The organism is Cellvibrio fontiphilus, from assembly GCF_042646205.1.
Lineage (GTDB): Bacteria > Pseudomonadota > Gammaproteobacteria > Pseudomonadales > Cellvibrionaceae > Cellvibrio > Cellvibrio fontiphilus_A.
The window spans coordinates 244951-271366 of record NZ_JBHRTF010000001.1; the positions used below are offsets into that span (position 1 = coordinate 244951).

16 protein-coding genes and 1 other RNA gene are annotated in these 26416 nt (G+C 49.3%); 4 read left to right on the forward strand and 13 right to left on the reverse strand.

Annotated elements, in window-relative coordinates:
* Nucleotides 1–16: 16 nt before the first annotated feature.
* The 5 genes from ACFODX_RS01105 to ACFODX_RS01125 form a co-directional block, all read right to left on the reverse strand.
* Nucleotides 17–1462, reverse strand: coding sequence for a restriction endonuclease subunit S (locus ACFODX_RS01105; RefSeq protein ID WP_378115195.1), 1446 nt, complete (start codon nucleotides 1460–1462; stop codon nucleotides 17–19).
* Complete coding sequence (locus ACFODX_RS01110) at nucleotides 1452–3131, reverse strand: class I SAM-dependent DNA methyltransferase (protein WP_378115197.1); 1680 nt, start codon at nucleotides 3129–3131, stop codon at nucleotides 1452–1454. Before ACFODX_RS01110 ends, ACFODX_RS01105 begins: the two co-directional genes overlap by 11 nt.
* A 174-nt stretch (nucleotides 3132–3305) precedes the next feature.
* Nucleotides 3306–3660, reverse strand: a transfer-messenger RNA (tmRNA) gene (gene ssrA, locus ACFODX_RS01115).
* Between the two features lie 80 nt (nucleotides 3661–3740).
* Nucleotides 3741–4757, reverse strand: coding sequence for a glycoside hydrolase family 43 protein (locus ACFODX_RS01120; RefSeq protein ID WP_378115199.1), 1017 nt, complete (start codon nucleotides 4755–4757; stop codon nucleotides 3741–3743).
* Between the two features lie 62 nt (nucleotides 4758–4819).
* Nucleotides 4820–6322, reverse strand: a complete 1503-nt coding sequence (locus tag ACFODX_RS01125; RefSeq protein WP_378115201.1) for an MFS transporter — start codon at nucleotides 6320–6322, stop codon at nucleotides 4820–4822.
* A 406-nt stretch (nucleotides 6323–6728) separates the two neighbouring features.
* Here ACFODX_RS01125 and ACFODX_RS01130 point away from each other — a divergent pair, with 406 nt between their 5' ends.
* The gene (locus ACFODX_RS01130; RefSeq protein WP_378115203.1) at nucleotides 6729–9665 is read left to right on the forward strand and encodes a BACON domain-containing protein; all 2937 of its coding nucleotides are present in this window, start codon (nucleotides 6729–6731) and stop codon (nucleotides 9663–9665) included.
* 65 nt (nucleotides 9666–9730) lie between these two features.
* Here ACFODX_RS01130 and urtE read toward each other — a convergent pair whose 3' ends face one another.
* The 8 genes from urtE to atzF form a co-directional block, all read right to left on the reverse strand.
* Nucleotides 9731–10426 carry an urea ABC transporter ATP-binding subunit UrtE gene (gene urtE / locus ACFODX_RS01135; protein ID WP_378115205.1) on the reverse strand — a complete coding sequence of 232 codons (696 nt, stop codon included), beginning with the start codon at nucleotides 10424–10426 and terminating at the stop codon, nucleotides 9731–9733.
* An 18-nt stretch (nucleotides 10427–10444) separates the two neighbouring features.
* The gene (urtD, locus tag ACFODX_RS01140; RefSeq protein WP_378115207.1) at nucleotides 10445–11257 is read right to left on the reverse strand and encodes an urea ABC transporter ATP-binding protein UrtD; all 813 of its coding nucleotides are present in this window, start codon (nucleotides 11255–11257) and stop codon (nucleotides 10445–10447) included.
* Entirely contained in the window at nucleotides 11257–12408 is a 1152-nt protein-coding gene (gene urtC / locus ACFODX_RS01145) for an urea ABC transporter permease subunit UrtC (RefSeq protein WP_378115209.1), read from the reverse strand. The genes urtD and urtC overlap by 1 nt, the downstream gene beginning before the upstream one ends.
* 130 nt (nucleotides 12409–12538) lie before the next feature.
* Nucleotides 12539–14239, reverse strand: coding sequence for an urea ABC transporter permease subunit UrtB (urtB, locus tag ACFODX_RS01150; RefSeq protein ID WP_378115211.1), 1701 nt, complete (start codon nucleotides 14237–14239; stop codon nucleotides 12539–12541).
* 94 nt (nucleotides 14240–14333) lie between these two features.
* Nucleotides 14334–15632 carry an urea ABC transporter substrate-binding protein gene (gene urtA, locus ACFODX_RS01155; RefSeq protein ID WP_378115213.1) on the reverse strand — a complete coding sequence of 433 codons (1299 nt, stop codon included), beginning with the start codon at nucleotides 15630–15632 and terminating at the stop codon, nucleotides 14334–14336.
* A 187-nt stretch (nucleotides 15633–15819) separates the two neighbouring features.
* On the reverse strand, nucleotides 15820–16542 hold the full coding sequence (locus ACFODX_RS01160) for a GntR family transcriptional regulator (protein ID WP_378115215.1): 723 nt from the start codon (nucleotides 16540–16542) through the stop codon (nucleotides 15820–15822).
* A 118-nt stretch (nucleotides 16543–16660) separates the two neighbouring features.
* Nucleotides 16661–20293: an urea carboxylase gene (uca, locus tag ACFODX_RS01165; protein ID WP_378115217.1), complete on the reverse strand. Its 3633-nt coding sequence runs from the start codon at nucleotides 20291–20293 to the stop codon at nucleotides 16661–16663.
* 167 nt (nucleotides 20294–20460) lie between these two features.
* The gene (gene atzF / locus ACFODX_RS01170) at nucleotides 20461–22251 is read right to left on the reverse strand and encodes an allophanate hydrolase (protein ID WP_378115219.1); all 1791 of its coding nucleotides are present in this window, start codon (nucleotides 22249–22251) and stop codon (nucleotides 20461–20463) included.
* Nucleotides 22252–22605: 354 nt separating this feature from the next.
* On the opposite strand from atzF, the gene ACFODX_RS01175 reads away from it, so the two are divergent.
* Genes ACFODX_RS01175 through ACFODX_RS01185 form a run of 3 tightly spaced genes read left to right on the forward strand, consistent with a single transcriptional unit; the run spans nucleotide 22606 to nucleotide 26355 of the window.
* Nucleotides 22606–23967, forward strand: a complete 1362-nt coding sequence (locus tag ACFODX_RS01175) for a Fic family protein (protein ID WP_378115222.1) — start codon at nucleotides 22606–22608, stop codon at nucleotides 23965–23967.
* Nucleotides 23968–23987: 20 nt separating this feature from the next.
* Entirely contained in the window at nucleotides 23988–25355 is a 1368-nt protein-coding gene (locus ACFODX_RS01180; protein WP_378115224.1) for a deoxyguanosinetriphosphate triphosphohydrolase, read from the forward strand.
* Nucleotides 25356–25374: 19 nt separating this feature from the next.
* Nucleotides 25375–26355 carry a hypothetical protein gene (locus ACFODX_RS01185; RefSeq protein WP_378115226.1) on the forward strand — a complete coding sequence of 327 codons (981 nt, stop codon included), beginning with the start codon at nucleotides 25375–25377 and terminating at the stop codon, nucleotides 26353–26355.
* Nucleotides 26356–26416: the final 61 nt, after the last annotated feature.

Sequence of the window (26416 nt, forward strand, 5' to 3'; positions counted from 1 at the left end):
GGGTTGATGGTAAACATCAGGCTACCTCGCTCTGCAAATGGGTAAGGTCAATTTCACCGGAGAGGAGTTTGGGGAGTAGGGAGTCGCGGAGTTGGGCTAGATTTATATTTTCCCTGTAATTTTCAATCAGCTTCAAAATCATATTTTGAATTGTCCATTCAAATTGTTTTGCTAAATTGGACGGAGGCGCAATTAAGCTGTGATTTTCAATGATCCCTTTGTTTAAATTTTGCTGCGCTGATCCTGAAGCTTTTTCAGCTAGCAATTGCGATGAGCGTATTGCTGAAAGGTAAACAAAAGACGCGAATTCTGTTTTTGGTATTAATCCACAACAAGCTTGATTTGCGCACATTTCTTCTGCAAGTAAGCAAGCCTCACCAGCTGTGGCTCCATACATTGCAATAACGGTTGTATTTTTAGGCCAAAGTTTCGCTGAACTATTTTTAAGTCCCTCAATAGTAATTTTTTCTTTGGTATTGATAACAACTTTGTCTCTTACTTCGCCAGAAGAAAGCCAGCTCACTTCTCCGTTCCAATACGAATCTTCATTACGTTTTGGAGTGCCACCACTTTCTATTTTCTTGCACAGATTTGAATAGTTTTGAACCTCCCACCCCTCCGGTATTTCCCCCAACTCACTCTCCACCATCGCACTGGGAAACAACGTGGCGGTTTCGGTGAGTTGTTGGTAGTGTTCGGGGTTTTGTTGTTGGAGTTGGGCGAGTTCGGCTTCGCTTTTGCCCGATATAACACTCATAGCCGCCAGCTCCGCTTGTTCGCCGCTGCCGCCAGATTCCAACACCGCCATTTTTGCTTTTACGGGTTCAAAATCCACAAACCAGCTTTTGAAAATCGCTTGGGCGATGGATTCAAGGGTTTGGTTGGTTTGGGTGTTGAGTAGCATTTTGTTTTCTATTGCATCAATCACATTTGTAATTTTATAGCGTTCTTCTTTAGGAGGAATTGGAATTCCTAATTCTCGAATATCTTTTAAATTTAATGTTTTTTGAACTGTAGTATTTAATCGAGCATCAATTAAATGTTTTGCTGGTTTGCTTAGTAGTACGTATCGGAGCCACCGTCGCAAGTCGGGGTCTTTTAGCTTCAATACTGCAAGCGCTCTTGCTGCATTCCATCCAATCATTTCTTCGGTGACAATTACGCAGTCACCGGGATTTCCGACAAGAGTGATTAATAGCTCCGATCCAAACAGCTTTGTTCTTCTATATTCTTGATCCACTTCGGAGCTGATGCAAAAATCAGGTTTTTTCGCAATTGCGCCATTCTTGACATCTGACACCCTTATTAAAGGTGTTCCGCCTAGCACATTACTGCCGGGATACATCACTCCAACTGATATAGATTTTTGACTTTCTAACAATTCCTCAATTGTTTGAAATGTCCAATGATCGGGTACGTTACCACCAGCTGCTCGCCACAAAGCACGTAAATCAGCACTCATACCCCAACCCCATCAAATTCTTTTTAATCTCCGCTTCCAAACGCGCGCTTTCTTCAAATTGATCTTTTAACTGCGCGGTTAATCGCTGCATTTTTTCTGCAAAGGGTTCGCCGTCGTCTTCCTCTTCGGCGGCGCCGACGTAGCGGCCGGGGGTTAGTACAAAATCGTGTTTCTCTAAATCTTTTAATTCGGCAGAAAAACAAAAGCCCGCGACATTTTCATAAGCATTGCCGGTCTGCCAGTTATGGTAAGTGCTGGTGACTTTTTCCAAATCTTCTTGGTTGAAATCGCGTAGTACGCGGTCTTTCATGTAACCCAGATTGCGCGCATCAATGAACAAGACCTCACCTTTGCGGTTGCGCAATTTTTTACCGGCGGCAGAAACGCGCTCGCCTTTGTTTTTGGTAAGGAACCAAATACACGCGGGAATTTGGGTGTTAGTAAATAACTGGCCGGGCAGGGCGACCATGCACTCCACCAAATCGTTTTCAATCAGCTTGCGGCGAATTTCACCTTCGTTATTGGTGTTGGAACTCATGGAGCCGTTGGCGAGCAACAAACCCAAGCTGCCGTTGGGCGCAAGGTGAAACAGCATATGCAACAGCCACGCAAAGTTGGCGTTGCCTGAAGGTGGGCGGCACTGTTGGCCATTAATGTTCCAGCGTGGGTCGTCATCGCTTACGCCTACATCCCACTCCTTCATATTGAACGGCGGGTTGGCCATTACAAAATCGGCGCGCAGGTCGGGGTGTTGGTCGTTGGTGTAGGTATTCGCGGGTTCTTTACCAAAATTAAAATCAATACCGCGAATCGCCATATTCATGGCGGCGAGTTGCCACGTAGTGTGGTTGTATTCCTGCCCGTAAATACTCACCTCACCAATCTTGCCTTGGTGCTCGCGAATAAAATGTTCGGACTGCACAAAAAATCCACCGGAACCCATCGCCGGGTCATACACACGGCCTTTAAAGGGTTCCAGCATTTGCACAATCAAACTAACGATGGATTTGGGCGTATAGAACTGGCCGCCTTTTTTACCTTCGGCCAAGGCGAATTGCCCGAGCATGTATTCGTACACATGGCCGAGAATATCTTTGCTGTTGAGGCTTGCGTGTTTGAAGGGCACTGTGGCGATCAAGTCGATCAATTCACCGAGTTTGGCTTGGTCGATTTGCAATTGGGTATAGCGTTTGTTGAGTACACCTTTGAGCTTGGGGTTGTCCTGCTCGATGCTGTCCAGTGCGTTGTCGATGAGTTGACCGACGCTGCGAATTTTTTTGCCATCTACCTCTAATTCGCCCGCAATCACTACTTTGTTTTGGTTTTGCAAAAATTCCCAGCGCGCGGCAGGCGGAACCCAGAAGGTATTTGTTTCTAGATAGTAATCGCGCACTTCCAATTCGGCGTTCACTTCGGCTTGGTATTCCTCGCTGTCTACTCCGCCAAAGTCAGCAGGGTCGAGGAAGTAGCCGTGGTTTGCATCGGCAAATTGAGCTTTGAGTTCTTCGCGGCGCAAGTCAAAGGCATCGGACACGTATTTTAAAAAGATCAAACCCAATACGGTGTGTTTGTATTGTGCGGCATCCAGGGTGGAGCGGAGTTTATCGGCGGCGTTCCAGAGCTTTTTGTCCAGCTCGTTGAGAAATTCTTGATCGGATTGGTTGGCCATTGGGCGTCCTTATTGTCGCTATCGCAAAATGCAAAAAGCGGACTATAGACGCTCAAGGAGTTTGATGCCATTACCGGGGATAACTTGGACGAGGGTTCAGATTCCCCCGGCCATTGGACAGGACGGAAAATAAAAAACCCGATCATTTCTGATCGGGTTTTTTATTTGGGTGTTTGGTGGAGCCGGGGGGATTTGAACCCCCGTCCGCCAGCACTCCATCCGCGGCTCTACATGTTTAGATCCGTTTATTGATTTAACGCTTATCAGCCCAACAGGCAGGACGAAAAGCGCGATCCTGTAGAGTTTTAGCAGCGCCACCCCAGGCAAGCTTTGCTGCGATCCAGTTCTGTATGACGGGCTCTAACGCGGTACTGGCACCTTGTTACAGACCGTTAGCAGCGATTAAGCTGCTAAAGCGTAAGAATCGTCGTTTGCGACTATTCAAGTACAGCTTTGGATTAACGTGATTGGCTGTCATCACGACATGCACCTTGGGCTTTGTTACCAGCGTCGAATCCAAATCGACCCCAATCGCTTAACCTGAAGGGTTGTTCTTGCGAACGTCCCACGTCAAGCAGCGAGTGGCGGCATTCTACTCCTAATCCCCGCTTAACGGTAGGGATCAATTGTTTCAATACTGCCATCCGCCTTATGAGTAAGTGGGGCCATCTTGATGGATCTCAAGTGGGTAATTCCCTGTGATAAGACCGAGTCGTGATAAAAAAGGTACCACTGCTCGTTGTACTTGCATATGGAGTGGTGGGTAGTCCAGCCGACTACCGGGGTGAGTATTTGGCCGCGATAGGTGAAGGGACCATAGGGGTTGTCGCCGGTGGCATAACACAAAAAGTGGGTGTTGCCGGTGGAGTAGGAGAAGTAATACTGGCCGTTGTGTTTGTGCACCCAGGAGGCTTCAAAGAAGCGGCGGTCGTGGTCGCCCGCGAGCAGCGGTTGGCCGTTTTCATCGAGGATTTTGATTTCGCGCGGTGTTTCGGCGAACTCTTTCATGTCATCAGTCAGGCGCGCAACAATAGGGCCGAGTGCGGGCTCATGGTCTGCCGGTTCTCCGCGCTGGGCGTCATATTGGTTGTTGCGATAATTCTGTAGCTGACCACCCCAAATGCCGCCAAAGTACATGTAGTACTGGCCGTCCTCGTCCTCAAATACGGCCGGGTCGATGGAGTAGCTGCCTTTAATGGCTTCTGGCTCGGCAGTGAAGGGGCCGGTGGGGGAGTCGCTTACGGCTACGCCGATCTGAAAAATATCGTCTGAGCGTTTGGCTGGAAAATACAAATAATATTTGCCGTTTTTATGGGCGGCATCGGGCGCCCACATTTGGCGTTTTGCCCAAGCGACATCTCTTACATGCAAGGCAACGCCATTGTCCACTGCGGGGCTGTCGGGCGAGTCGAGTGAGATTACGTGGTAATCCTCCATGCCGAAATGATCGCCGTTGTCGTTAAACGGAATGCCGGCTTCTATGTCGTGTGATGGATAAATATAAATTTTGCCATTAAACACATGTGCCGATGGATCGGCGGTGTAAATGTGCTCAACCAGCGGTTGGGAAATGGCGCGCGCTTTGTAATCGGCGACTATTTCGGGGGCTAATAATTCTTCGGCCATAAGATTCTCTCTGTGTTGCACTATTCAGGATTTGTAACGGTTTTTTATGCAGTCGATGCCGCTTATTTTTTTGCGGCCTCGCGACGGCTGTTTAAATCCGCTTCGATTTGCGACTCCAGCGATTTATTAATCGCGTAGAAGAACATACAGCCCACGGCGGCAAAAAATGGCAGCGATGCAAACACGCTTACACCGGTTTTAATACCTTCCACTGTCTGCGCATTTTGTTGCGCGAGGCTGGCATCGTAGCCGTAGTAGGCGAGCAGGCCGGCCACCAGTGAGCCGCCAATGGTAAGGCCAAGTTTGAGGCCGAGAATCATCGCGGAGAACACCATAGCGGTTGCGCGGCGATTGTTTTTCCACTCGGAATAATCGGCTACGTCAGCAATCATCGCCCATAGTAGGGGAATGGTTACACCGTAAAAAAAGCCGTGCAGGATTTGCGAAACAAACACAATGCCGATGCTTTCGGGGGAATAAAAATTAAACGCAAATACAAACAAGGTTGATAAAAATAATGCGCTGGCAAAGACGTTGCGTTTGCCAAATTTATCGGCAAGGTTTTTGGAGAAGCCAATGCCGATGATCATCATGATGATGCCGCAGCCATTAAATAAGCTGAAGGTAGAGGTTGGAGCATCCTTCGGCCATTGGAATTCCGATAACCCCATGCTGGTGAGCAGTATGTTGAGGTTGGCGATAAACGCGTTAAAACCTATGTCATCCAAAAATTGGGCGAGCTGTGCTTCGTTCAAATAATTTTCAAAATAATAAATGTACATGCCGCCTTTCAAGGCGAGGGTGACAAATACCAAAATGGTCACCAGCAGCATGATGATCCAGGGCAGGTTTTTGAACAGGTCAGACAAGTCCTGCGCGATGCTGTTGCGCGCTTCCACTACCGGCAGAATGCGCTCTTTGGTGGTGATAAAGGCAATCAAAAAGAAAATCGTACCGGTGATGGAAAACACCAGCATGGTGTTGTGGAAGCCAACGGCTTTATCGCCATCACCCAAAATCAGCACCAGCGGTAACAGCAGTACTTGAATAATAAATTGCGCCACCATCACCGCGACAAAACGATAGGCCGACAAGCTGTTGCGCTCGGCCATATTGCCGGTGAGCACACCGCTCAGCGCTGAGTAGGGCAGGTTGTTGGCAGCGTAGATCACCAGCAGCAGTATGTAAGTGGCAAAGGCATAGATGACCTTGCCGTTTTCATCGAAGTCCGGCGTGCTAAAGGCCAATAGCGCCAGGGCGCCAAAGGGGATCGCCGTCCAGAGCAGCCAGGGGCGGAACTTGCCCCAGCGGGTATTGGTGCGATCCGCGATTATGCCCATCACCGGGGTAAAAAAGGCGCCAAATACGCCGCCGGCCGCCATGATCATCGCCGCTTTGCCGGGCGATATGCCGTAAACATCGGTATAGAAGAAGGCGAGAAAGGTCACCAGCGTCTGGAAAATCAGGTTGGCAGCCAGGTCGCCAAGGCTGTAGCCAACCTTTTCAATCACGGAAAGTTTATGGCCAGCGGCGGCTGGTGCGCTTTGGGTAATCGCTTGAGTCATGGTGATCTCATCTTGTTATTGGTGATGTAAAAACTTGTGTACTTGTCGCCATAGCATCCCCTAAATGAGTCTTATAGTCAATGAGTTCATAAGGGTGTCTGGGGAATAAAATCATCCATAAAAATGCTCCTGGGTTTAACCCCAGGCTGCCAAAAGTTTGCGGGGTTGGCGTCAAATATAGTTATTGGGCGGCTCTCTGTTTGTGGATTTTTTACGCGCCACCTCTTTATGATGCGCGCGTTTTAACAAGCAAATTGTCAAAACAACCTCAAATGATCTGGCTGGCTGCACAGCTGCTGTTGGCGGGGTAGGGAAGGTTTAGGGACTTTAACAATAAACACATACAAAACATCAGGTAGATGCAATGGCGACAATCAGGTTATTGATACTGTTTTTGACAGCAGTAATGCTTACCGCATGCGGTGGCGGTGGCGGTGGCGGCGGTAGTGGGAGTGGAGGCGGCAGCGGCGGTACGGCTAAAGGCAGCTTCTCGCTGGATAAATCCAGCCTCGCTATCACCCAGCGCGCAGGCGAACAATCCAATCAGGCGATTCAAATCAACATTACCGGCAGTGATGTGACCTATGTGGTGGCGGGGTTTGATCAGGGGCAGACGCAAGTGCCCTGGTTGTCCCTGTACCTTACCGGGAGCGGCAGCCAATACAGCCTTGAGGTAGTTGCCCAGTCTTCGGGTATGGCAGCGGGTAATTACTCGGCCAGTTTTACTATCGCAACTGCCGACAAAAACGAAAAACCGCTGCAGAAGCGTGTGGTTACGGTGAGTTTGTCGGTATCCGAGAACTTTGGCTTTGCAGAGATAGCAATCAACCGCTACGCCGTTACTGGTAAACCAGTGGGCAACCAGTTTGCAGGCGTGTGGTTTGCCGGGAAAAACAACGCCGCATGGACGGCAACAGCATCGGCTCCCTGGCTGGTGATCAATAACCCCACAGGCGTTGGCTCGGGTGAGTTAAAACTCGGGGTGGATACCAGCAACCTGAGCCCCGGCAACTACACCGGCACAATTCAACTGGCTGAAAACGGCAACCCAGCCAATAGCGCGAGCTTGCAGTACAACCTCACCGTGGTCGCGCCACTGGCTTTTGGGAATGCACCGGGGGAGCTGGTCTTTGTGGCCGGACTTTCAGGGTCGGAATATCGCGCGCAGGTGCCATTCACCGGTGATGCCCAGACCAATTGGATTGCGTCTACGGACCTTCCCGGAGCCTCGATTTATAACGCAGAGGGTAGTGGTAGCGGCAGTATCGAATATCGCCTCAACCCCTCCTGGTTGTCGGAAGGGACTTACACCGGCCGGATTAGCCTCGTCGATAAAAACGACTTCGCGAACATTGCCCACCACAATATGAAAATCACCGTGGAGGCGCCCATCCAGTTTTCAGAATTGGCCAAAACGCGCGCGCAGGAATTGCAGGCCAACCCCATAGTTTATGGTTCGGATAGCATGCAGCGCACACTGGAGCTGCCGTTTACCGCTGGCGACCACGCCCAGTGGACATCCATCAGCAATGCACATTGGCTGTCCACCAGCAATGTGGTGGGAACTGGTTCCGGCACCTTGCAACTGCAGATCAATGCCGCGGGTTTGCCCATCGGAACCTACCCTGCCGAGTTGCGTCTGGAGGATTACCTCAACCCCCAAAACCAGGTCAGTCTCAACCTGACATTGGTGGTGGCGCCACCAACCCTGACGGTGACCAGCGAAAATCTATTGCTGGGCGGCAGCGATGGTTTGGCGTCTCCCCAAGCGACCTTGGGCTTTGCGATCGACACCGGCGTCAACGGTTACGATTATTCAGTGGCTGCACAAACCGAGGCGAATGGCGATTGGCTGACCATCGCGACTGGTTCCGGCCCGGGCACAGCTAACAACAGCGGTATAGTGACCGGCGCGGGGGTGAACCTTAATTTAGCGCCACTCGCTTCCCTTGCCGCCGGAACTCACAGGGCCAATCTGGCCCTGCGGGTCGAAGTTGGCGATCAGGTGTTAACGCGCAGTGTCGCCGTTACCCTGAATAAAGAGGCAAGTCGTTTGGTGGCGAGTAATCTTGGGGTCGCTTTTACGGCCGCGCCTTCCCGCTCGCTATTAACCCGCAAACTCAAAATCAACAGTTCTATCGGCCGCAACGATATCCCCTGGAGCGCCGTTTCCAACCAAAGTTGGTTGAGCGTAACCAGTTCAGGTCTTACCGGTGGTCAATTGGTTTTAACGGCGAATAAAGGTGCCTTGCCGGTGGGAACCCATATCGCCGAAGTCAGGGTAAGTTCCAGCGATACCAACGTACAAAACCAGGAAGTGATTCGAGTAGGTTTGACGGTGCTGGATGTCGATCCGACAGATGTGAATATCAATCTGGTTTCTGCACTGACCCTCACAGATGCCCTTGCCGGCACCGGTCGTTTTGGGATTGTTGCCAGCCCGGTCGAACCCTGGGTGTATGTTGGCTTGGGCAATCAAATCAGCGTGTACAACCAATTTAGCGGCGCACTGGTGCGCAGCTTTGTGCCGGCAGTGGGATCAGTCGCCAGCATGGCGATCAGCCAGGACGGCACCAAGCTCTATGTGCACGATCCGGTCAATTTAAAAGTGGTTGAGTTGTATGCGGAGACTGGTGGAGTGCTGAATCGCTTTAATGTGGTTGCCTCTGAGTGGTCCTCGTCCCACGTCAGCCTGATGCCGGGCTATTTCCGCCCTAATGGTCGCCCGCTGTTGTTTATGAGCGGCACGCGCATTTTCGATTTGACCACTGGGGAGCAAGTGACCGTAGAAGGTGGTTACGACTCTTATTTCTACAGCACTTCCACCAACCAAAACCCGAATTGGGTTGCAGGGCATGACGGCTCGTTGATTGAATATTTTTATTCGGCCTTGGGTGGCGGTAATGGCAAGTTAACGGGCACCGTCAAATCGTCTGTCTCCTATGCCCAAGGGCGCGCGGGACAAGCTTGTGTGGATGCAGCAGGAACACGTGTATATACCGCAAGTGGTGCGCCCTACGAGTTCTCGGGTGTGGGTATTGTGAGCCAAACCCTGGAGCAAACTTTGCCGGGTACTGCCTACCCTAATTCTATAGTCTGTGGTTGGAATGGTATTTTGGTGGGCGGCGCCGGTGCTTATTACAACGCGCAGGATATTTTTGTATACAACACGGTGACCGGGCAGAACCTGGGTAATTACAGTTCGTCTACCGAAAATAGCTATCGCTCTTTATTAGATCGTGGTGTGGCTCTCTCGGGCGACAACCGACGCGTAAGCGCATTAAGTTATAGCGACTCTACCAAGTTGTTACTGCGAATTTTTGATGTACCTGCAATACCTTGATAAACAAAAAGGCCGCGCAATTGCGCGGCCTTTTGCTATTCAGATGTTGGAAATAGTTTTTTTCATTAAACACTCAAATACCTCTGCACCAAATCATCATTCAAATTGGCGATTGGCCCGGTGGCCACTACGCTGCCTTTTTCCATAATAAAAAAATCATCGGCAACACGGCGGGCGAAGGGCAGTTTTTGTTCCACCAACAATACCGTCAAACCCAATTCGCGGTTGAGCTTGCGGATGACCTCGCCAATATCGCGCACCACGTTGGGTTGGATGCCTTCGGTGGGTTCGTCCAGAATTAATAGTTTGGGGTCGAGCACCAGTGCGCGGCCAATCGCCAGCTGTTGTTGTTGGCCACCGGATAAATCGCCACCCCGGCGGTGTTTCATTTCTTTAAGCACCGGAAACAATTCATAAATCAAACCGGGGATAAAACGCGCTTTATCTTTGCGTGCGCCCAGCGAAATTTTTAAATTTTCTTCCACGGTGAGCAGGGGGAAAATCTCGCGGCCTTGGGGTACAAAACCAATGCCGCCGCGCGCGCGGTTTTCGGTGGAGAGTTTATTAATGTCGTAACCGTTCAGGGTGATGGCGCCATCGCGGATCGGCAATAAACCGGTAATGCATTTGAGCAGGGTGGTTTTGCCCACACCGTTGCGGCCAATCAAACAGCCGCAGGTTCCCTGTTTCAGGTTGAGCGACAAATCCCACAGAATATGGCTTTGGCCGTAGTATTGATTAATGTTTTTAATGTCGAGCATGATCTTTTTAATCCGATGTTATTCGCCAAGATAGACTTCAATCACTTTAGGATCATTTTGTACCTGATCCATAGTGCCTTCCGTCAGTACTGAACCCTGATGCAATACGGTGACTTTGCGGGCGATGGAGCGTACAAATTTCATATCGTGCTCCACCACAATCACCGAGTGTTTGCCGGCGAGTGACAATAATAATTCGGCAGTTTTTTCGGTCTCTTCACCGGTCATGCCAGCGACGGGTTCATCCACTAATAAAACGCGCGGGCTTTGCATCAACAACATACCAATTTCCAACCACTGTTTTTGGCCGTGGGAAAGGGCGCCGGCATTTTTATAGCGATGTTCCTGTAAACCTATTTGCACCAACACTTCATCAATGCGAAATTTCTGCGCGGAATTTAATTGTTGGGTGAGTGTCCACCAGACGCGTTTGTCAGCAGCAGTCGCAAGCTCCAGATTTTCATAAACACTCAGTGCTTCAAAAATGGTGGGCTTTTGGAATTTACGGCCTATACCGCCGCGTGCGATTTGGTGTTCGGAAAGTTCCAGCAAATTAATTTGCTGACCAAAATACACACTGCCGGCATCGGGTTTGGTTTTGCCGGTGATCACATCCATCATGGTGGTTTTGCCTGCACCATTGGGGCCGATAATGCAGCGCAATTCACCTTCATCAATGTAAAGGTTCAAATTGTTCAGCGCGCGAAAACCATCAAAACTTACCGTGACACCTTCCACGTACAAAATAGTGCCGTGGGTGGTATCCAGCGGTGCGCCAAAATTCGGATCGTTTTGCCCAAGGCTGCGGCGCGCGTGGGAGAAAATATTCATTACACAGCCTCCTTGGATGCACGGCTATCCAGATTTTTGTCATTCGTTTCTGCGGCGGGTGAGGCGGGTGCTTTTTTAAAGCGATTAAACAAACCCACCAAACCTTTCGGTAAAACCAAGGTAACAATGACAAACAGCGCACCCAGTGCAAACAGCCAGGTTTCGGGCGAGTAGGAAGTGAAAATCGTTTTACCGTAATTCACAGTAAATGCTCCCACGATTGCACCAAATAAAGTTCCGCGCCCACCGGTTGCCACCCACACCACTAATTCAATGGAATTGAGTGGGGAAAATTCGCCGGGGTTAATAATGCCTACTTGCGGTACATAAAGTGCACCAGCAACACCGGCGAGCATGGCGGAAAATACAAATAGCCAGAGCTTGTAGGATTCCACTTTATAACCGCAGAAACGTGTGCGGCTTTCGGCATCGCGAATCGACACTACGATTTTCCCCATGCGCGAGGTCACTATGTAACGGCAGGCGAGGTAAGCGAGAATCAAACTAAAACCTGAGGCTAAAAAGAGAGAAATGCGGGTGCCGTTGGCGGCGATGGGAAAGCCCAGAATATCTTTAAAATCGGTGAGGCCGTTGTTACCACCAAAACCCATTTCGTTGCGGAAAAAAGCCAGCATCAAGGCGTAGGTTAATGCCTGGGTGATAATGGAAAAATAAACGCCGGTTACACGCGAGCGAAAGGCCAGCCAACCAAACACAAAAGCCAATACGCCGGGCACCAATAACACCATTAACATGGCGAACCAAAACATATCAAAACCCTGCCAATACCAGGGCAGTTCTTGCCAGTTTAAAAACACCATAAAATCCGGCAGCACTGGGTCACCGTATTGCCCACGCGGGCCTATTTGACGCATTAAATACATGCCCATGGCGTAACCACCCAGTGCAAAAAAAGCACCGTGGCCCAGCGATAAAATACCGCAGTAACCCCAAATTAAATCCACCGCCAGAGCAAGCAGGGCATAACACAAAAATTTTCCCAGCAGCGTCACGGTAAAGGTGGAGACATGCAGTGCAGAGGTTTCAGGCACTAGTAAATTGCAGATAGGCACTAGCACCATGGCGAGCAATACCAAGCCCAGCACAATCATGCCGCCGCGATCACTGAGTAATAAACGTTGGGTTAACATCAAATAATTCTCTTAATCATTGGTTGCGTAGGTTGGAAGAGCGCAGCGACTTCCGACATCAGATAAATAAACGCATTGGGCCAATAAGTCGGAAGTCGCTGCGCTCTTCCAACCTACAGCGAACCACAAATCAATCCGCCGCGGCTCTGCCTTTCTGCGGGAAAATTCCCTTGGGGCGTTTTTGAATGAACAAAATCAACAGCACCAATACCAATACTTTGGCGAGCACCGCGCCCGCGTAAGGCTCCATAAATTTATTGATAATGCCCAGGCCCATAGCGCCTACCAAGGTGCCCCACAAATTGCCCACGCCGCCAAATACCACCACCATAAATGAATCGATGATGTAGGCTTGACCAAGGTTTGGCCCAACGTTGGTTAATTGCGACAGTGCAACACCGGCAATGCCCGCAATGCCTGAGCCTAAACCAAAAGTCATTGCATCCACCCAACTGGCGCGCACGCCAACAGCGCGCGCCATGGCACGGTTTTGCGAGACCGCGCGAACTTTTAAACCCAGCGAGGTTTTTTTAAGGATGGCCAGCAGCGCAAAAAACACGATCAGGCCGAAAATAAAAATATATAAACGGTTGTAGGTAATGGAGAGCACCGGGTTAATGACCAGCGAGCCGCTCATCCATTCCGGTAATTCCACCGCGCGGTTGAGCGGAGAAAAAATACTGCGTGCCGCTTGCTGCAAAATCAAACTGATACCAAAGGTCGCCAGCAAAGTTTCCAGCGGGCGGCCGTATAAAAAGCGAATTACGCCGCGCTCAATGGCAATGCCCACCAAGCCCGCGACAATGAACGCTGCCGGAATAGCAATCATCAAACTGTACGCAATTTGGTTGGGAAAAAGTTGTTGCACTACCCAGGTGACGTAGGCGCCAATCATCATGAGTTCGCCGTGCGCCATATTAATAACGCCCATCACCCCAAAGGTAATGGCAAGGCCGATGGCAGAGAGTAAAAGTACCGAGCCAAGGCTTAAACCAAAAAATATATTTTCCGCAAGACGAAAAGCAGCTATGCGGTCTTCAATGGAATCCAGCGCAAATTGTGCTTGTTGTTTAACTTTTTCATCGCTGTCGTTAGCGGCAATATGGGTTAATGCGGTGCGCACTTCCTGCTGCAAACTACCGCGCAGGATTTGTATGGCATCCAAACGGATTTGTTGTTCGCTGCTCTGCAGGTTTTTCAGGGCCATGGCAGTGGCGATTGCCTGACGTACATCATCATCGGGTTCGGTTGTTAAACGCTCGACCAGCAAATCAATAATATCCTCATCGACGCCATCGGCAATCATGCGATTTACCGCATCCAATCGCACCGCAGGATTTTTATCATTCAAATTCAGGGCGGCCAATAAACTGCGCAATTGGCTGCGCATGGTGTTGTTGATCGGTACACGTTTTAGCGCGTCAGTATTAGCTGTTATATTTTCACCGCTGATCACATTGGTGTAGTTGCCGGATTTATCGGCAATAGCAACAAGAGGGTCTGCCGATTTAGTGGCATAGAGTGTTCCCTGTTGCAGCGCAGCAATAACCTGTGCAACACGGGCATCATCCACTTGGGCTAATTTTTTGGCAGTCTGTGCGCGTTTAGGCAAGCTACCTTGGGTGAGTGCTTTCACCAGTTGGTCAAATTCACTGGGAGCAACTATTTTTTGATCGGTATTACTATTCTGATCGGTGTTAGTCGCGGCGGATTCAATCACCGCCGGTGAGGATTCAGGCTCTTGCGAAAACACGCTGGTTGAAAAATAAAGGGAAAACAATAATACCAACGGCAGCGGCCATCTTCCCCATGGCTTGAGTAGGTTTCGCATAGTCTTGTCTCGATGGAAGCAAATAAAAACGGTTGTAAATATTTTTTGTTATTTCTTCCCGGGCCAAACCCGGGAAGAAATATTTATTGATGAACTACTGAGCTGCAGCTGCACCCAAACATTTTTTGGTTTTGGTGTTGTAGTTGCCGCACTTCAAACTGACCCAATCAGATTCCAAATCTTTAGAACCTTCCAGGAAATCAGACCAGGCATCGCCAGCGACTAAACCTTCGGTTTCCCACACAGTGAGGAATTGGCCATCTTCCTGAATTTCACCGATGAGTACGGGTTTGGTGATGTGATGGTTAGGTAACATTTTGCTGATGCCACCGGTCAAGTTGGGCACTTCCACACCCACAATGGCATCAACCACTTTATCGGTGTCAGTGCTGCCGGCTTTCTCAACCGCTTTCACCCACATATTGAAACCGATGTAGTGAGCTTCCATTGGGTCGTTGGTTACGCGCTTGTCATTTTTGATAAAGGCTTTCCACTGTTTAATAAAGGCTTCGTTCGCAGGATTTTCTACGCTCATGAAGTAGTTCCACGCGGCCAAATGGCCAACCAGTGGTTTGGTGTCTATACCGGAAAGTTCTTCTTCACCCACCGAGAAGGCAACAACCGGAATGTCTTCTGCAGTCACTTTTTGGTTGCCCAGTTCGCGGTAGAAAGGCACGTTGGCATCGCCGTTAATGGTAGAAACTACAGCGGTTTTTTTGCCGGCAGAACCAAAACGCTTAATGTCGGCAACAATGTTTTGCCAATCCGAGTGACCGAAAGGCGTGTAGTTGATCATGATGTCTTCTTTGGCAACGCCCTTGGACATCAAATAAGCTTCCAGAATTTTATTGGTGGTACGTGGGTAAACGTAATCAGTACCCGCTAACACCCAACGTTTAACCTTCATGTCTTTCATCAGGTAATCAACGGCGGGAATTGCTTGTTGGTTTGGTGCGGCACCGGTGTAAAACACGTTGCGCGATGATTCTTCACCTTCGTATTGCACCGGGTAAAACAGCACGCCGTTTAATTCTTCAATGACGGGCAATACTGACTTGCGCGATACCGATGTCCAGCAACCAAAAATGGCGGCCACTTTATCTTTGGTTAATAACTCGCGGGTTTTTTCTGCAAACAGTGGCCAGTTAGATGCGGGGTCAACCACAACTGGCTCCAGTTTTTTACCGAGCAAACCACCTTTTTTGTTTTGTTCTTCAATCAACATCAGCATGGTGTCTTTCAGTGTGGTTTCTGAAATCGCCATAGTGCCGGAGAGTGAATGGAGAATACCAACTTTAATAGTGTCTGCCGCTGCTGCACTAAAAGAGGCGATGGTTAAGCCGCAGGCGATACCGAGTGCCCCGACATGTTTTGCTATTTTCTTCAGCTTCATGGGTCTAGCTCCTAGATGGTTTAATGACTCAGTGGTTTTTGTTGCATTCTGTAAGGGTTAACTAACTGAATGCTTTTTCCGGTAACGCCGTTTTACATAACGCTAATTGTTGGCGACAGTTTTTCTTCCGTGATCCAGTGAATGTGCTTCAAGCATTCACCGGTTGTCGCTCTAAGGTGGAAATTTTTTAATCACTCGTATCCGGGTGTTGCTGCTGTGCTTCATAGAGCATATGCAAGGTAATTTTGCGCACTTCCGCTTTGCTGGCTTCTATGTGAGTTTTTAAATAACTTTTTGCGTCTTCTGCGCGCCGTTCAATAATGGTGCGCAGAATTTTGGCATGCTCTTCATAGGTGGCTTCAATCCGGTTGCGCTGGGTGAAATCAATGCGGCGAATAATGCGTAAGCGCTCGGTAATTTCATGGTGAATGCGCGCCATTTCCATATTGCCGGTCGCTTCAATTAACTGTTCATGGAAACGTTCATCCAGTGCACACACCGTTGGCCCGTCTTTTAAACGCTCTTCCGGTTTTACCAGCCAGATGCGTTTTACATCTTCCAAATCCGGTGCAGCTTCCATCTCGCACAGTTTTTTAATGGCTGCCAATTCCAAAATAATGCGCACGTCATAAAGCTGTTCAAATTTTTTAAAATCGAAAGGGTTGACCTTCCAGCCGCTGCGGAAGGAAACATCCACATAACCTTCACGCTGTAAACGCGCCAGCGCTTCACGCACCGGTGTGCGGCTGGCAGCAACACGTTCGGCAATTTCGTTTTCACTGAAGCGATCACCCGGCACCAAGCGGAATGAAAAAATATCGTCCTTGATAATCTGATAAATACGCTCCGTTAAATTGGTGCGCGGTTCATCGGTTTTCTTTTTGGTTTTTTCGGGTTTGATTAGTTTCATACGGTGTACCTTTACCCCCTCCTAACCTCCCCCTTGCCAGGGGGAGGGACTTGAACAGTGCCACCTTCAGCTCCTCCCCCTGACAAGGGGGAGGTTGGGAGGGGGTTGAGAATCATGATTAATCCGTTTCAAGCACCAACAACAAATCACCCGCATTCACTTGTTTGCCCGGCTCTACATGGATCGCGCTGATTTTTGCAGCGCGGTCGGCGTAGACGGAGAATTCCATTTTCATGGCTTCAACGATCAACAGCGGCTGGTCTGGTTCTACCAGTTGGCCTGGCTCCACCAATAATTTCCAAATGTTGCCGCTAATATCGGCAGTGACGGCGTGGCCATCGACTTCAATGGGGTTTGTATTGATTTTGACTTGCAGTGCAGCATCTACATTTTTTTCTTCATCCGCTTGCCAGAGTGCAACTTCTTTGGTGAAGGCGGCTTGTTGTTTGGTTTTGAACTCGGCGATGCTGGCTGCATTTTCTTGCAGGAATTGTTCGTGTTCAGCGAGACTGAAATAAGCCTCTTCAATTTTTAAACTCATGCGGCCTTCGCGGAAGGCTTCGCGCTGTGCGGTTAATTCTTCTTCGCTTACTTCGTAATAGCGCACGCGGTCAAAGAATTTCAGCAACCAGGGTTCGCCATTTTCAAACACGGGGTTTTTCAGGAATTTATTCCAGATTGGTAAAGTGCGGCCCACCAGTTGATAACCGCCGGGGGAATCCATGCCGTAAATACACATGTAAACGCCGCCAATACCGACTGTACCTTCAGCGGTGTAAGTGCGCGCCGGGTTGTATTTGGAGGTGAGCAAACGGTGGCGCGGGTCAACGGGTACAGCGCAGGGCGCGCCGAGGTAAACATCGCCCAAACCCAATACCATATAGCTGGTATCAAAAATAATTTGTTTAACCTGGTCGATGGAATCCAAACCGTTAATGCGGCGAATAAATTCGGTGTTGCTTGGCAGCCAGGGCGCTGTGTCGCGCACAGATTGTCTGTAACGCGCTACCGCATCCAGCGTTGCTGAATCTTCAAACGCCATGGGCAAGTGAACGATACGGCTCGGTACTTTAATGTCGCGTGCATCGCCAAGGGTTTCTTCAATAACCAAGAGTTTGGCAATTAAATCGCGTTGGTGAATCACGCGGCTGTCGTAATTAATTTGCAGTGAGCGCACACCGGGCGATAATTCAATCACGCCTGCAATGGGTGATTGCTTCAGCGCTTCCATCAGCGCGTGCACGCGCAAACGCAAACTCAATTCCAGAATATTGTCGCCGTACTCCAACAAAATATATTTGTCACCGGCCTGGCGATAACTCACCAGTGGGCGACTACCTTGTGGGGGCAGTGCAGCAACAATACATTCAGAAATAGTGTCAGCAGGCGCAGTGATGGCGGTTTTAGCAAAGTCGGTTAGCGGTGCGAGCGCTTGAATCGCGCTGTCCTGCGCTTTTTCCAAATTCAAGGCATCATCAAAACTCATGCGCACAAAACGGATTTTATCGCCGGGTTTTACTTGACCCACTTTCCAGAGTTCTGCTTTTACAATCGTCACCGGGCAAACAAAACCGCCCAGGCTGGGGCCGTCTTTGGTGAGAATGACCGGCATGTCGCCGGTGAAATTAATGGAGCCGACAGCGTATTCTGTATCGTGAATATTGGAGGGGTGCAGACCCGCTTCGCCACCATCGCTGCGTGTCCAGCTGGGTTTGGGGCCGTTTAAACGAATACCCAAACGGTTGGAGTTGTAATGCACTTCCCACGCGGTGGAGAAAAACATCTCAATCGCTTCGGGCTTGAAAAAATCCGGTGCGCCGTGTGGCCCGTAAAGCACACCAATTTCCCATTCAGTGGACGCGCTGGAAAAACAGGTGGGAATTAATTCCGCGGGTGCAGCAGCGGGTGTAAAAACCGGTGCGGGTGTAGTGCACGCGGCAATAGCGGGGTTGCTGATTGGGAGCATGTCGGTTGCGCGCAGGGTGCGGCCGGCGTGACCGCCAAATTGCCCCAGCGCAAACGTAGAGCGGCTGCCTAAATAAACGGGCACATCAAAACCATTGCGCACTGCAAGGTAACCACGACAGCCCAATTCGGCTTTTCCGATTTCCAAAATTTGTCCGGCTTTAATAGCGACAGGTTGCCAGAAGGGAATTAATTCACCATCGATTTTTGCCGGTGATTTTGCGCCGGTGAGGGCGATAATTGCATCGCGATGAAATTTTAATTTTGGCCCGATGATGGTGTACTCAAGTGCAGCCGCACTGTCATGGTTGCCCACAATGCGGTTCGCCAGGCGAAATGAATAATCATCCATTGGCCCTGAGGGCGGCACGCCTATGCTCCACAAACCCACACGACCGGGGTAATCCTGCACGCTGGTATAGGTGCCGGGTTGCAACACTTCTACTACGGGCGCGCTGTAAGTAAAGCTCGCCAGTTTATTGGTGGCGACATCGCCGCTGCCAAAAAAATCCGTTGCAATAATTTGGCGCAAATAATCCAGATTAGTCGCTATGCCGGCTATGCGAGTTTCATTCAGTGCGTCGATCATTTTGGCAATCGCATCCGCGCGATTTTTGCCGTACACAATAATCTTGGCGATCATTGGATCGTAGTAGGGCGATACTTCAGTGCCGGTAGAAACCCAGGTATCGATGCGTGCATTGGGCGAGAAATGCACATCTGTCAACACACCGGGCGATGGTTGGAAATCGCGCACCGGATCTTCAGCGTACAAACGCACTTCAATCGCCGCACCTTGCGGATTTATTTCAATATCCAACGCCGGTGGAGTGCCCGCAGCGGTGAGAATCATCCACTCCACTAAATCCACACCGGTGCAGGCTTCGGTAATCGGGTGTTCCACCTGCAAGCGGGTATTTACTTCCAGAAAATAAAATTCGTCGCGCGCGGCGTCGTAAATATATTCAATGGTGCCGGCGGAGCGGTAGTTCACCATTTTGCCAAGGCTGACAGAGGCGGCTAATAATTTTTCGCGTGTTGCTGCGGGTAAATTAGGTGCGGGGGTTTCTTCTACTACTTTTTGGTTGCGGCGCTGCAGTGAACAATCGCGTTCGCCCAGTGCCAATACATTGCCCTTGCCATCACCAAAAATTTGTACTTCTACGTGACGGGCGTTATCCACAAAACGTTCAAGGAATACACCACTATCGCTAAAAAAGTTTTGCCCCAAGCGTTTTACACTTTCATAGGCGGAAATTAATTCTGCTTCGCTGTTGCAGCGGGTTAGGCCTATACCACCGCCACCGGCGGTGCTTTTTAACATCACCGGGTAACCTAATTTTGCTGCTGCCGCAGTCGCTTCTTCTACCGACGCTAACAACCCGGTGCCGGGCGTGAGTGGTACACCGGCTTTTTCAGCGAGTTCACGCGAAGTGTGTTTTAAACCGAATTCGCGGATTTGTGCAGGTGTAGGGCCGCAAAAGGCTATGCCTTCCGCTTCGCAGGCTTCACAAAATTTTGCGTTTTCAGAGAGAAAACCGTAACCGGGAATAATCGCCTGGGCGCCTGTTTCCTTTGCTGCCGCGAGAATTAAATCCGCTTTTAAATAACTTTCTGCCGCGGTATTGCCGCCTAAACAAATGGCTTTATCACAGGCAGTGACGTGTGCTGAATTGCGGTCGGCATCGGAGTAAACAGCAACCGATTCAATGCCCATTTTTTTCAGCGTTTTGGCGATACGTACCGCAATTTCTCCGCGGTTAGCAATCAGTACGGTCTTTAACATGTTTCTTCTCCGGCTGTAATTCTCTTTTGTAGGTTGGGGTGAGCTTGCGAACCCCAACATGAGCTTTTTAAATTTGGTATTGAAACTTCGTCGAGTTATTCCCGTTCAATTTTGCATGGTCATGTTGGGGTTCGTTCCTCACCCCAACCTACGCAATATTCACTTGACTACTTTTGTAACGACTTGATGTAAGCCCGCCATCCACCCAAGTGGGTGATTTCCGTTGCGCCTTGCACGGCAGCACCTTCACAAATAAAACCTTTCACTTCGCGGCCATCGTTCAGCGTGAGTGTGCCTATGCCGAGTGGAGCAGGAATGAGCGCAACAAAACTGCCAAAGTGCTGCACCGGTACATCCCACAGCTCCACAATAATTTCGGCCCCTTCGCTGTCGGTACGGATTAGCCCCGGCTTGGGTGGTGTGGTATTGGGTAGAGCAAACAAGCGATAATTTTTTGCAGTGAATGTGCTTTCAACAAACAGGGCATTGCGTTCTTGTAATTGCACATTCAGTGGCATACCGGTGAGGTGCGCGCCCACTACGGCGAGACGCACATAACCGGCGGGGATATTTTTTTCTGAAGTAAATTGCGGCTGGATTTTTTTCATGGCGCCCAAGGGCAATTCAGTGGCGGCGTGCCATTTTTTTCCAAACGCAGCGAGCGCAGCGTCTTGCCATGCGGGTGCAATTAAGGTGATGCCAAACGGCAAACCATCAGCACGCATCACCGCAGGCAAAGCGAGCGCAGAAAGATCGGCGAGGTTGACAAAATTGGTGTAAGTGCCGAGTTGACTGTTAACCCCAATCGGATCGGCATTGACCTCGGTCATTTTCGGGTGACGTGGTGATGTGGGCACTAACAGCGCATCCACATTTTTTATTTGGGTTTGAATCAGACGGGCAAGGTCAGCGCGCCTGTATTCGGCTTTAAACACATCGGTTGCGGAAAAACCCTTAGCTTTTTCAATAATACTGCGCACCACTTCGTTCATGTCCTGCGCGTGGTGTTGCATAAAATCGCCAATCGCGGCATGGCGCTCAGCAACCCAAGGGCCGCCATACAAAAGTTGTGCGAGTGCAAACATGGGTGTGAAATCTATTTCAATTAATTCCACATTCAGTGCGCGTATTTTTTGCAGTGTGTTTTCCCACGCCGCTTTGGCTTGTTCATCATCAAACCAATTGGGAGATGCAGGAATACCAAAGCGCGGTGTGGCAGAAAAATAAGTCGCGCTCGCAGGTGCGGTGCGCGAGTAACCATCAGCGCTATCAAAACCTTCCATCACCGAGGCCACGGTTTCTGCATCATCGACAGTGAGTGAAAAAATAGAAACGCAATCCAAACTGCGGCACGCAGGCACAACACCGCTGGTGCTGAAACGGCCTTTGGTGGGTTTTAATCCGACAATATTGTTAAAGCCGGCGGGCACACGGCCTGAACCGGCGGTGTCGGTTCCCAAACTAAACGGCACCAAACCGCGTGCCACCGTAGTGGCCGAACCGGAACTGGAACCGCCGGAGACATAATCCGCATTAAATGCATTAGGCACTGCGCCGTAGGGCGAGCGCGTGCCTACCAAGCCGGTGGCGAATTGATCCAGATTGGTTTTGCCCAGCACAATCGCGCCCGCTTTTTTCAAGCGCGCTACACAGGTGGCATCGGTTGTGGCGATGTAACTAAAAGCAGGGCAGGCCGCCGTGGTAGGCATGCCGGCGACGTCGATGTTGTCCTTCACCGCAAAAGGCACACCGTAAAGCGGGAGGTTGATGGCGTCACTCTGTGCAGCCAAGGCATCCAACTGCGCGTCAATTTCAGCGGCAGAGGCGAGGTAAATCCACGCAGCATCATCCTTATCAAGCTGCGCGCGCAATGCCTGAAGTGCCGTTGGTGCGGCCATATTTTGGCTGCGGTAGGCATTCAGCCATTCACTAATTGTCCAACCTGTTGTTTGCATCATTATCGTTCCCGCAGTTACATCTTAAATACAATCTTGGATACAAGTTTGTATTCAGCAGAAACTATGCCAATTGAAAATCACACCCCGAATGCTTCCTTTGAGTGAAGATAAAATTCATATAATTCAATGAGTTAAATAACCTGGAGAATTTGAAGCAGGCACACGTCAGGTCGATTTTGAAGAAGGGTTTTATGCGCTGAAGTTGTGCGCAAAAATTTTAAGCGGGAGCCAAGTTGGTGCGGTTTGGCGCTGATTTTCACATCTCATTTCATCTCAAAATTCAAAAATATTGAGATATGAGGTGATCTGCTCTATATTTCATCTCAATATTTTGATTTTTTGAGATGTATTGAGATGATTAAGCGGCCGCCTGATAACAGTAAATTTCCTGAGGAGCTGTGGGCATACGTTTGTGAGCATTTTGAAGCCGAAATACTCGATTACCTGAGCTTTTGGCAAGTTGTAGACGTTAAAGGAAGGTATCTCCATTACGATGAATTCCGATATCGCATCCCCAAAGGTATAAATCCAGATTTAGCATGGGCCTTAACAAAAAAAGCGCGTAAGTCAGCGCAGCAGTTTCTTATTAATTTTGGCGAAGAAAATATAAGTAAGTATGTTGAGACTTCCCTTATTCAAAAAACCAAAACGATAGTCGATCAATCTACTACCACCGCCGCATTAGAGTGGGCTAACAAAAAAGTAGGTGAAGGGCAGAATATCGCTTACATGTTAGAGGATTTAATTGAAGACGAGGCGATCAGTAGTAGCCAGCTAGAAGGTGCGGCTACAACAACCTTGGTTGCAAAGGAGATGATCAAGCGTAAGCGTGAGCCACGCAGCATGGATGAACGCATGATTATTGGCAATTTTAAAATGATGAAATTTGTGTGGGATAAACGACTGCTTCCGCTCACGACTGATTTAATAAAAGAGCTTCATGCCATTGGTGTTGGTGGTATAGATGATGAGAAATACACACCGGGAACTTTTCGCCTGACGGATAATGTGGTGGTCGAGGATAAGGATGGAAATATAGTTCATCAACCGCCACCAGCTGCTGGGCTTGATGAGCGCTTACAATCTTTGTGTAATTGGGTGAATACCGATCACGATGATATTGAAAGCCAAAGCTATATTCACTCCTTGGTAAAAGCGATTTGCATTCACTTTTCGATAGGATACGAACATCCGTTTAATGACGGTAATGGCAGAGTTGCGCGGGCGTTATTTTACTGGTTTATGTTTAAAAAAGATTATGGTGCCTTTCGCTACATATCGATTAGTAATTTGTTAAAAGAAGCGACTACCCAATATGGGAAATCCTACTTGTATACCGAAACGGATGAGATGGATATGACCTATTTCATTGATTATCAATGTTCGGTGATTATGCGTGCGGTTGCTGCGTTCAAAAGTCACTGCCAAAAAACCGTTGAAAATATTGAATCATTTGATACATGGTTATTTAACAGCGGTGTTTATGGAAGGCTCAGTGGAAAACAGCGAATTGTTTTTCAAGTTGCCAAAAACAGCCCGAATACTATTTTTACAGCACGATATGTAGAAGAAAAATTACACTGCTCTTATAACACCGCCGCCACTGTTTTAAATGGTTTGGTCGAGCTAAATCTTTTTGATAAAAACAAAGACGGCAAAGAGTGGGTTTATTCATTGCGTGATAAACAAGACATCCAGAAAAACTGGATGTCTTAAACATTGTTAGGGATTTATGTATGACCATGAATTGGAACCAATTGTTGTGCGCAGACCGTTTGGGCCAGCGTGCAGCAAAACACGAGGAGGGGCGTTCGCCGTTTCACTCGGATCATGACAAAATTATTTTTTCCGGTGCGTTTCGTCGCCTTGCGCGCAAAACCCAAGTGCACCCTATGGCGACTAACGATCATATTCACAACCGCATGACACACAGTTTGGAAGTGGCTTGTGTGGGGCGCACACTGGGTATTCGTGTGGGGCAGGCGTTAAAAGATAAGGGTGATTTGCCTGCGCATATTTGGCCGACTGATATTGGCGATATAGTGCAAGCGACTTGCCTTGCGCACGATATTGGCAACCCGCCCTTTGGTCACACCGGTGAGGATGCAATTCGCAACTGGTTTCAAAAAGAAGGCGCCGAATTTTTAAAACATTTATCGCCTTCCGAGCAGGATGATATTCGCGTATTTGAAGGTAATGCCCAAGGTTTGCGTGTATTAACGACATCGGAGTATCACCAATTCCACGATGGTATGCGCTTGACCTACGCAACGCTTGCCTCCTCGATTAAATACCCCTGGACTTCCACTCCAACGGTACTGGGCCAGCGCCCGAAAGATGCCAAATACGGTATTTTTCAATCCGAGCTTGAGCACTTTCACGAGATCGCACAAAAAACCGGTTTGATTGAATTGGGCAGTGATTGGTATTGCCGTCATCCGCTGGTGTATTTAATGGAAGCCGCCGACGATTTTTGTTACGGCATTATTGATCTGGAAGACGGCTTGGAAATGGGCATTCTCAACTGGGCAGAAATTTATGAGTTGCTGCACCCGGTAATTGCCGACTCGCCTCAGTTAAGTGATTTGGAGCGGTTGCTGAAAAAAGTGAACGATGGTCGCAAACCGGCATTGGTGCGCGGCAAGGTGATTGATGCGTTTATCAATGCCGGCACCGCCGCATTTATTCAGCACCAGGATGCATTTTTGCGCGGCGAAGTGCAGGGCGATTTAATTTCCCTGTGCGATCCCAAGGTGCGCGATGCGGTGCAAGCCGCCAAAGATTTAGCCAAACGCAAAATTTTTAATCACTCGCGTCGGGTGGAATTGGAGATTGGTGCCTATGCCGTAATTGGTACGCTGCTCAATACGGTTTGCTCTGCAGTCTATGCATCACTCGGCGATCCAACGCAAATGACTTACAAAGACAATCGCGTCATGGCGTTGATTGGTGAAAATAATTTCCATCCGAATGTCAGTGGAAAATCCGGCAACTATCAATATTTGGCATTGATGTCGGTGATCGATTTTATTAGCGGCATGACCGATAACTATGCGACTAACCTTGCCAAACAATTTAATGGTATGGGCCATTCTCTTTTTTAACAGGTTGATATAACGCGCTATGTTGCATGTTTATTTTTCACCGGCGACAGCGCGATGGCTGGTTGTGGTGTTTGTTCTGTTGTTGCTGATGGCGGTGCCGCTTTTTTTTATTGGCGGGCCAGATTGGGTGTCATCGCAGCTGTTAAAAAATGCGTGGAATTTTGGCCATGTATTGTTCTACGCGCTGCTGTTAATTGTGGTGCAGTGGTTTGTACCCTTGCCGCGCTTGCATCACTGGCTGTTGGTGAGTTTAGTGGCGCTGCTGCTGGGCGGTGCGATTGAAGTGGTGCAACATTTTGTGGGGCGCCATGCAAGCTGGAGTGACATTGTTAATAACCTTGCCGGTGTGTGGTTGGGGTTATTTTGGGGCCAGCACCCCACGTCAGATGCAGCGCGGCGTCTGGTGCGTGGCGGGCGAGTGCTCAGCGTTTTATTTATCGCCCCGGCGCTGTGGTTGATTGTCGATGCGGCTTGGGCAGAGCTGGATTTGCGCCGCGCATTTCCGCAGATAAATAGTTTTGAAAGCCGGGCCGAGCGACAACAACTATTTTTTAATCCGGCGCGGGTCGATGCGCAATTTCAGCGTGAAAATGTAAGTCAGGGAGCTTATTCGCTGCGGCTGGAATTGGCGCCCGGTGGATACTCGGGTATTCGTCTCCGCAGTTGTTATGGCGACTGGTCGGCCTATGGGAATTTTGCCCTGGATGCCTTTAACCCAAGCGCCGAACCGCTGCGTCTGGTGCTGCGTTTATCCGATATGATCCATGATCGCGGAACCCACAGTTACCATGATCGCTTTAACCAGGCATTGGTGTTGCAACCCGGTTGGAATGAGTTGCGCTTTCCGGTTGCGGATATCAGCAATAGACCAAAGGGGCGAACCATGACGATGGATGCTATTTGCAACCTGGGAATTTTTGCGGCGGGTCTGGTGCAGCCAGCGGTGGTTTACCTGGACAATATTCGCTTGGAAAACACTCGCAGTGATAAGGGGCAGTGATAACAGCTGGTGATAAATAAGCGCGCTATAAAAACAAACCGCCGATAAATCGGCGGTTGTA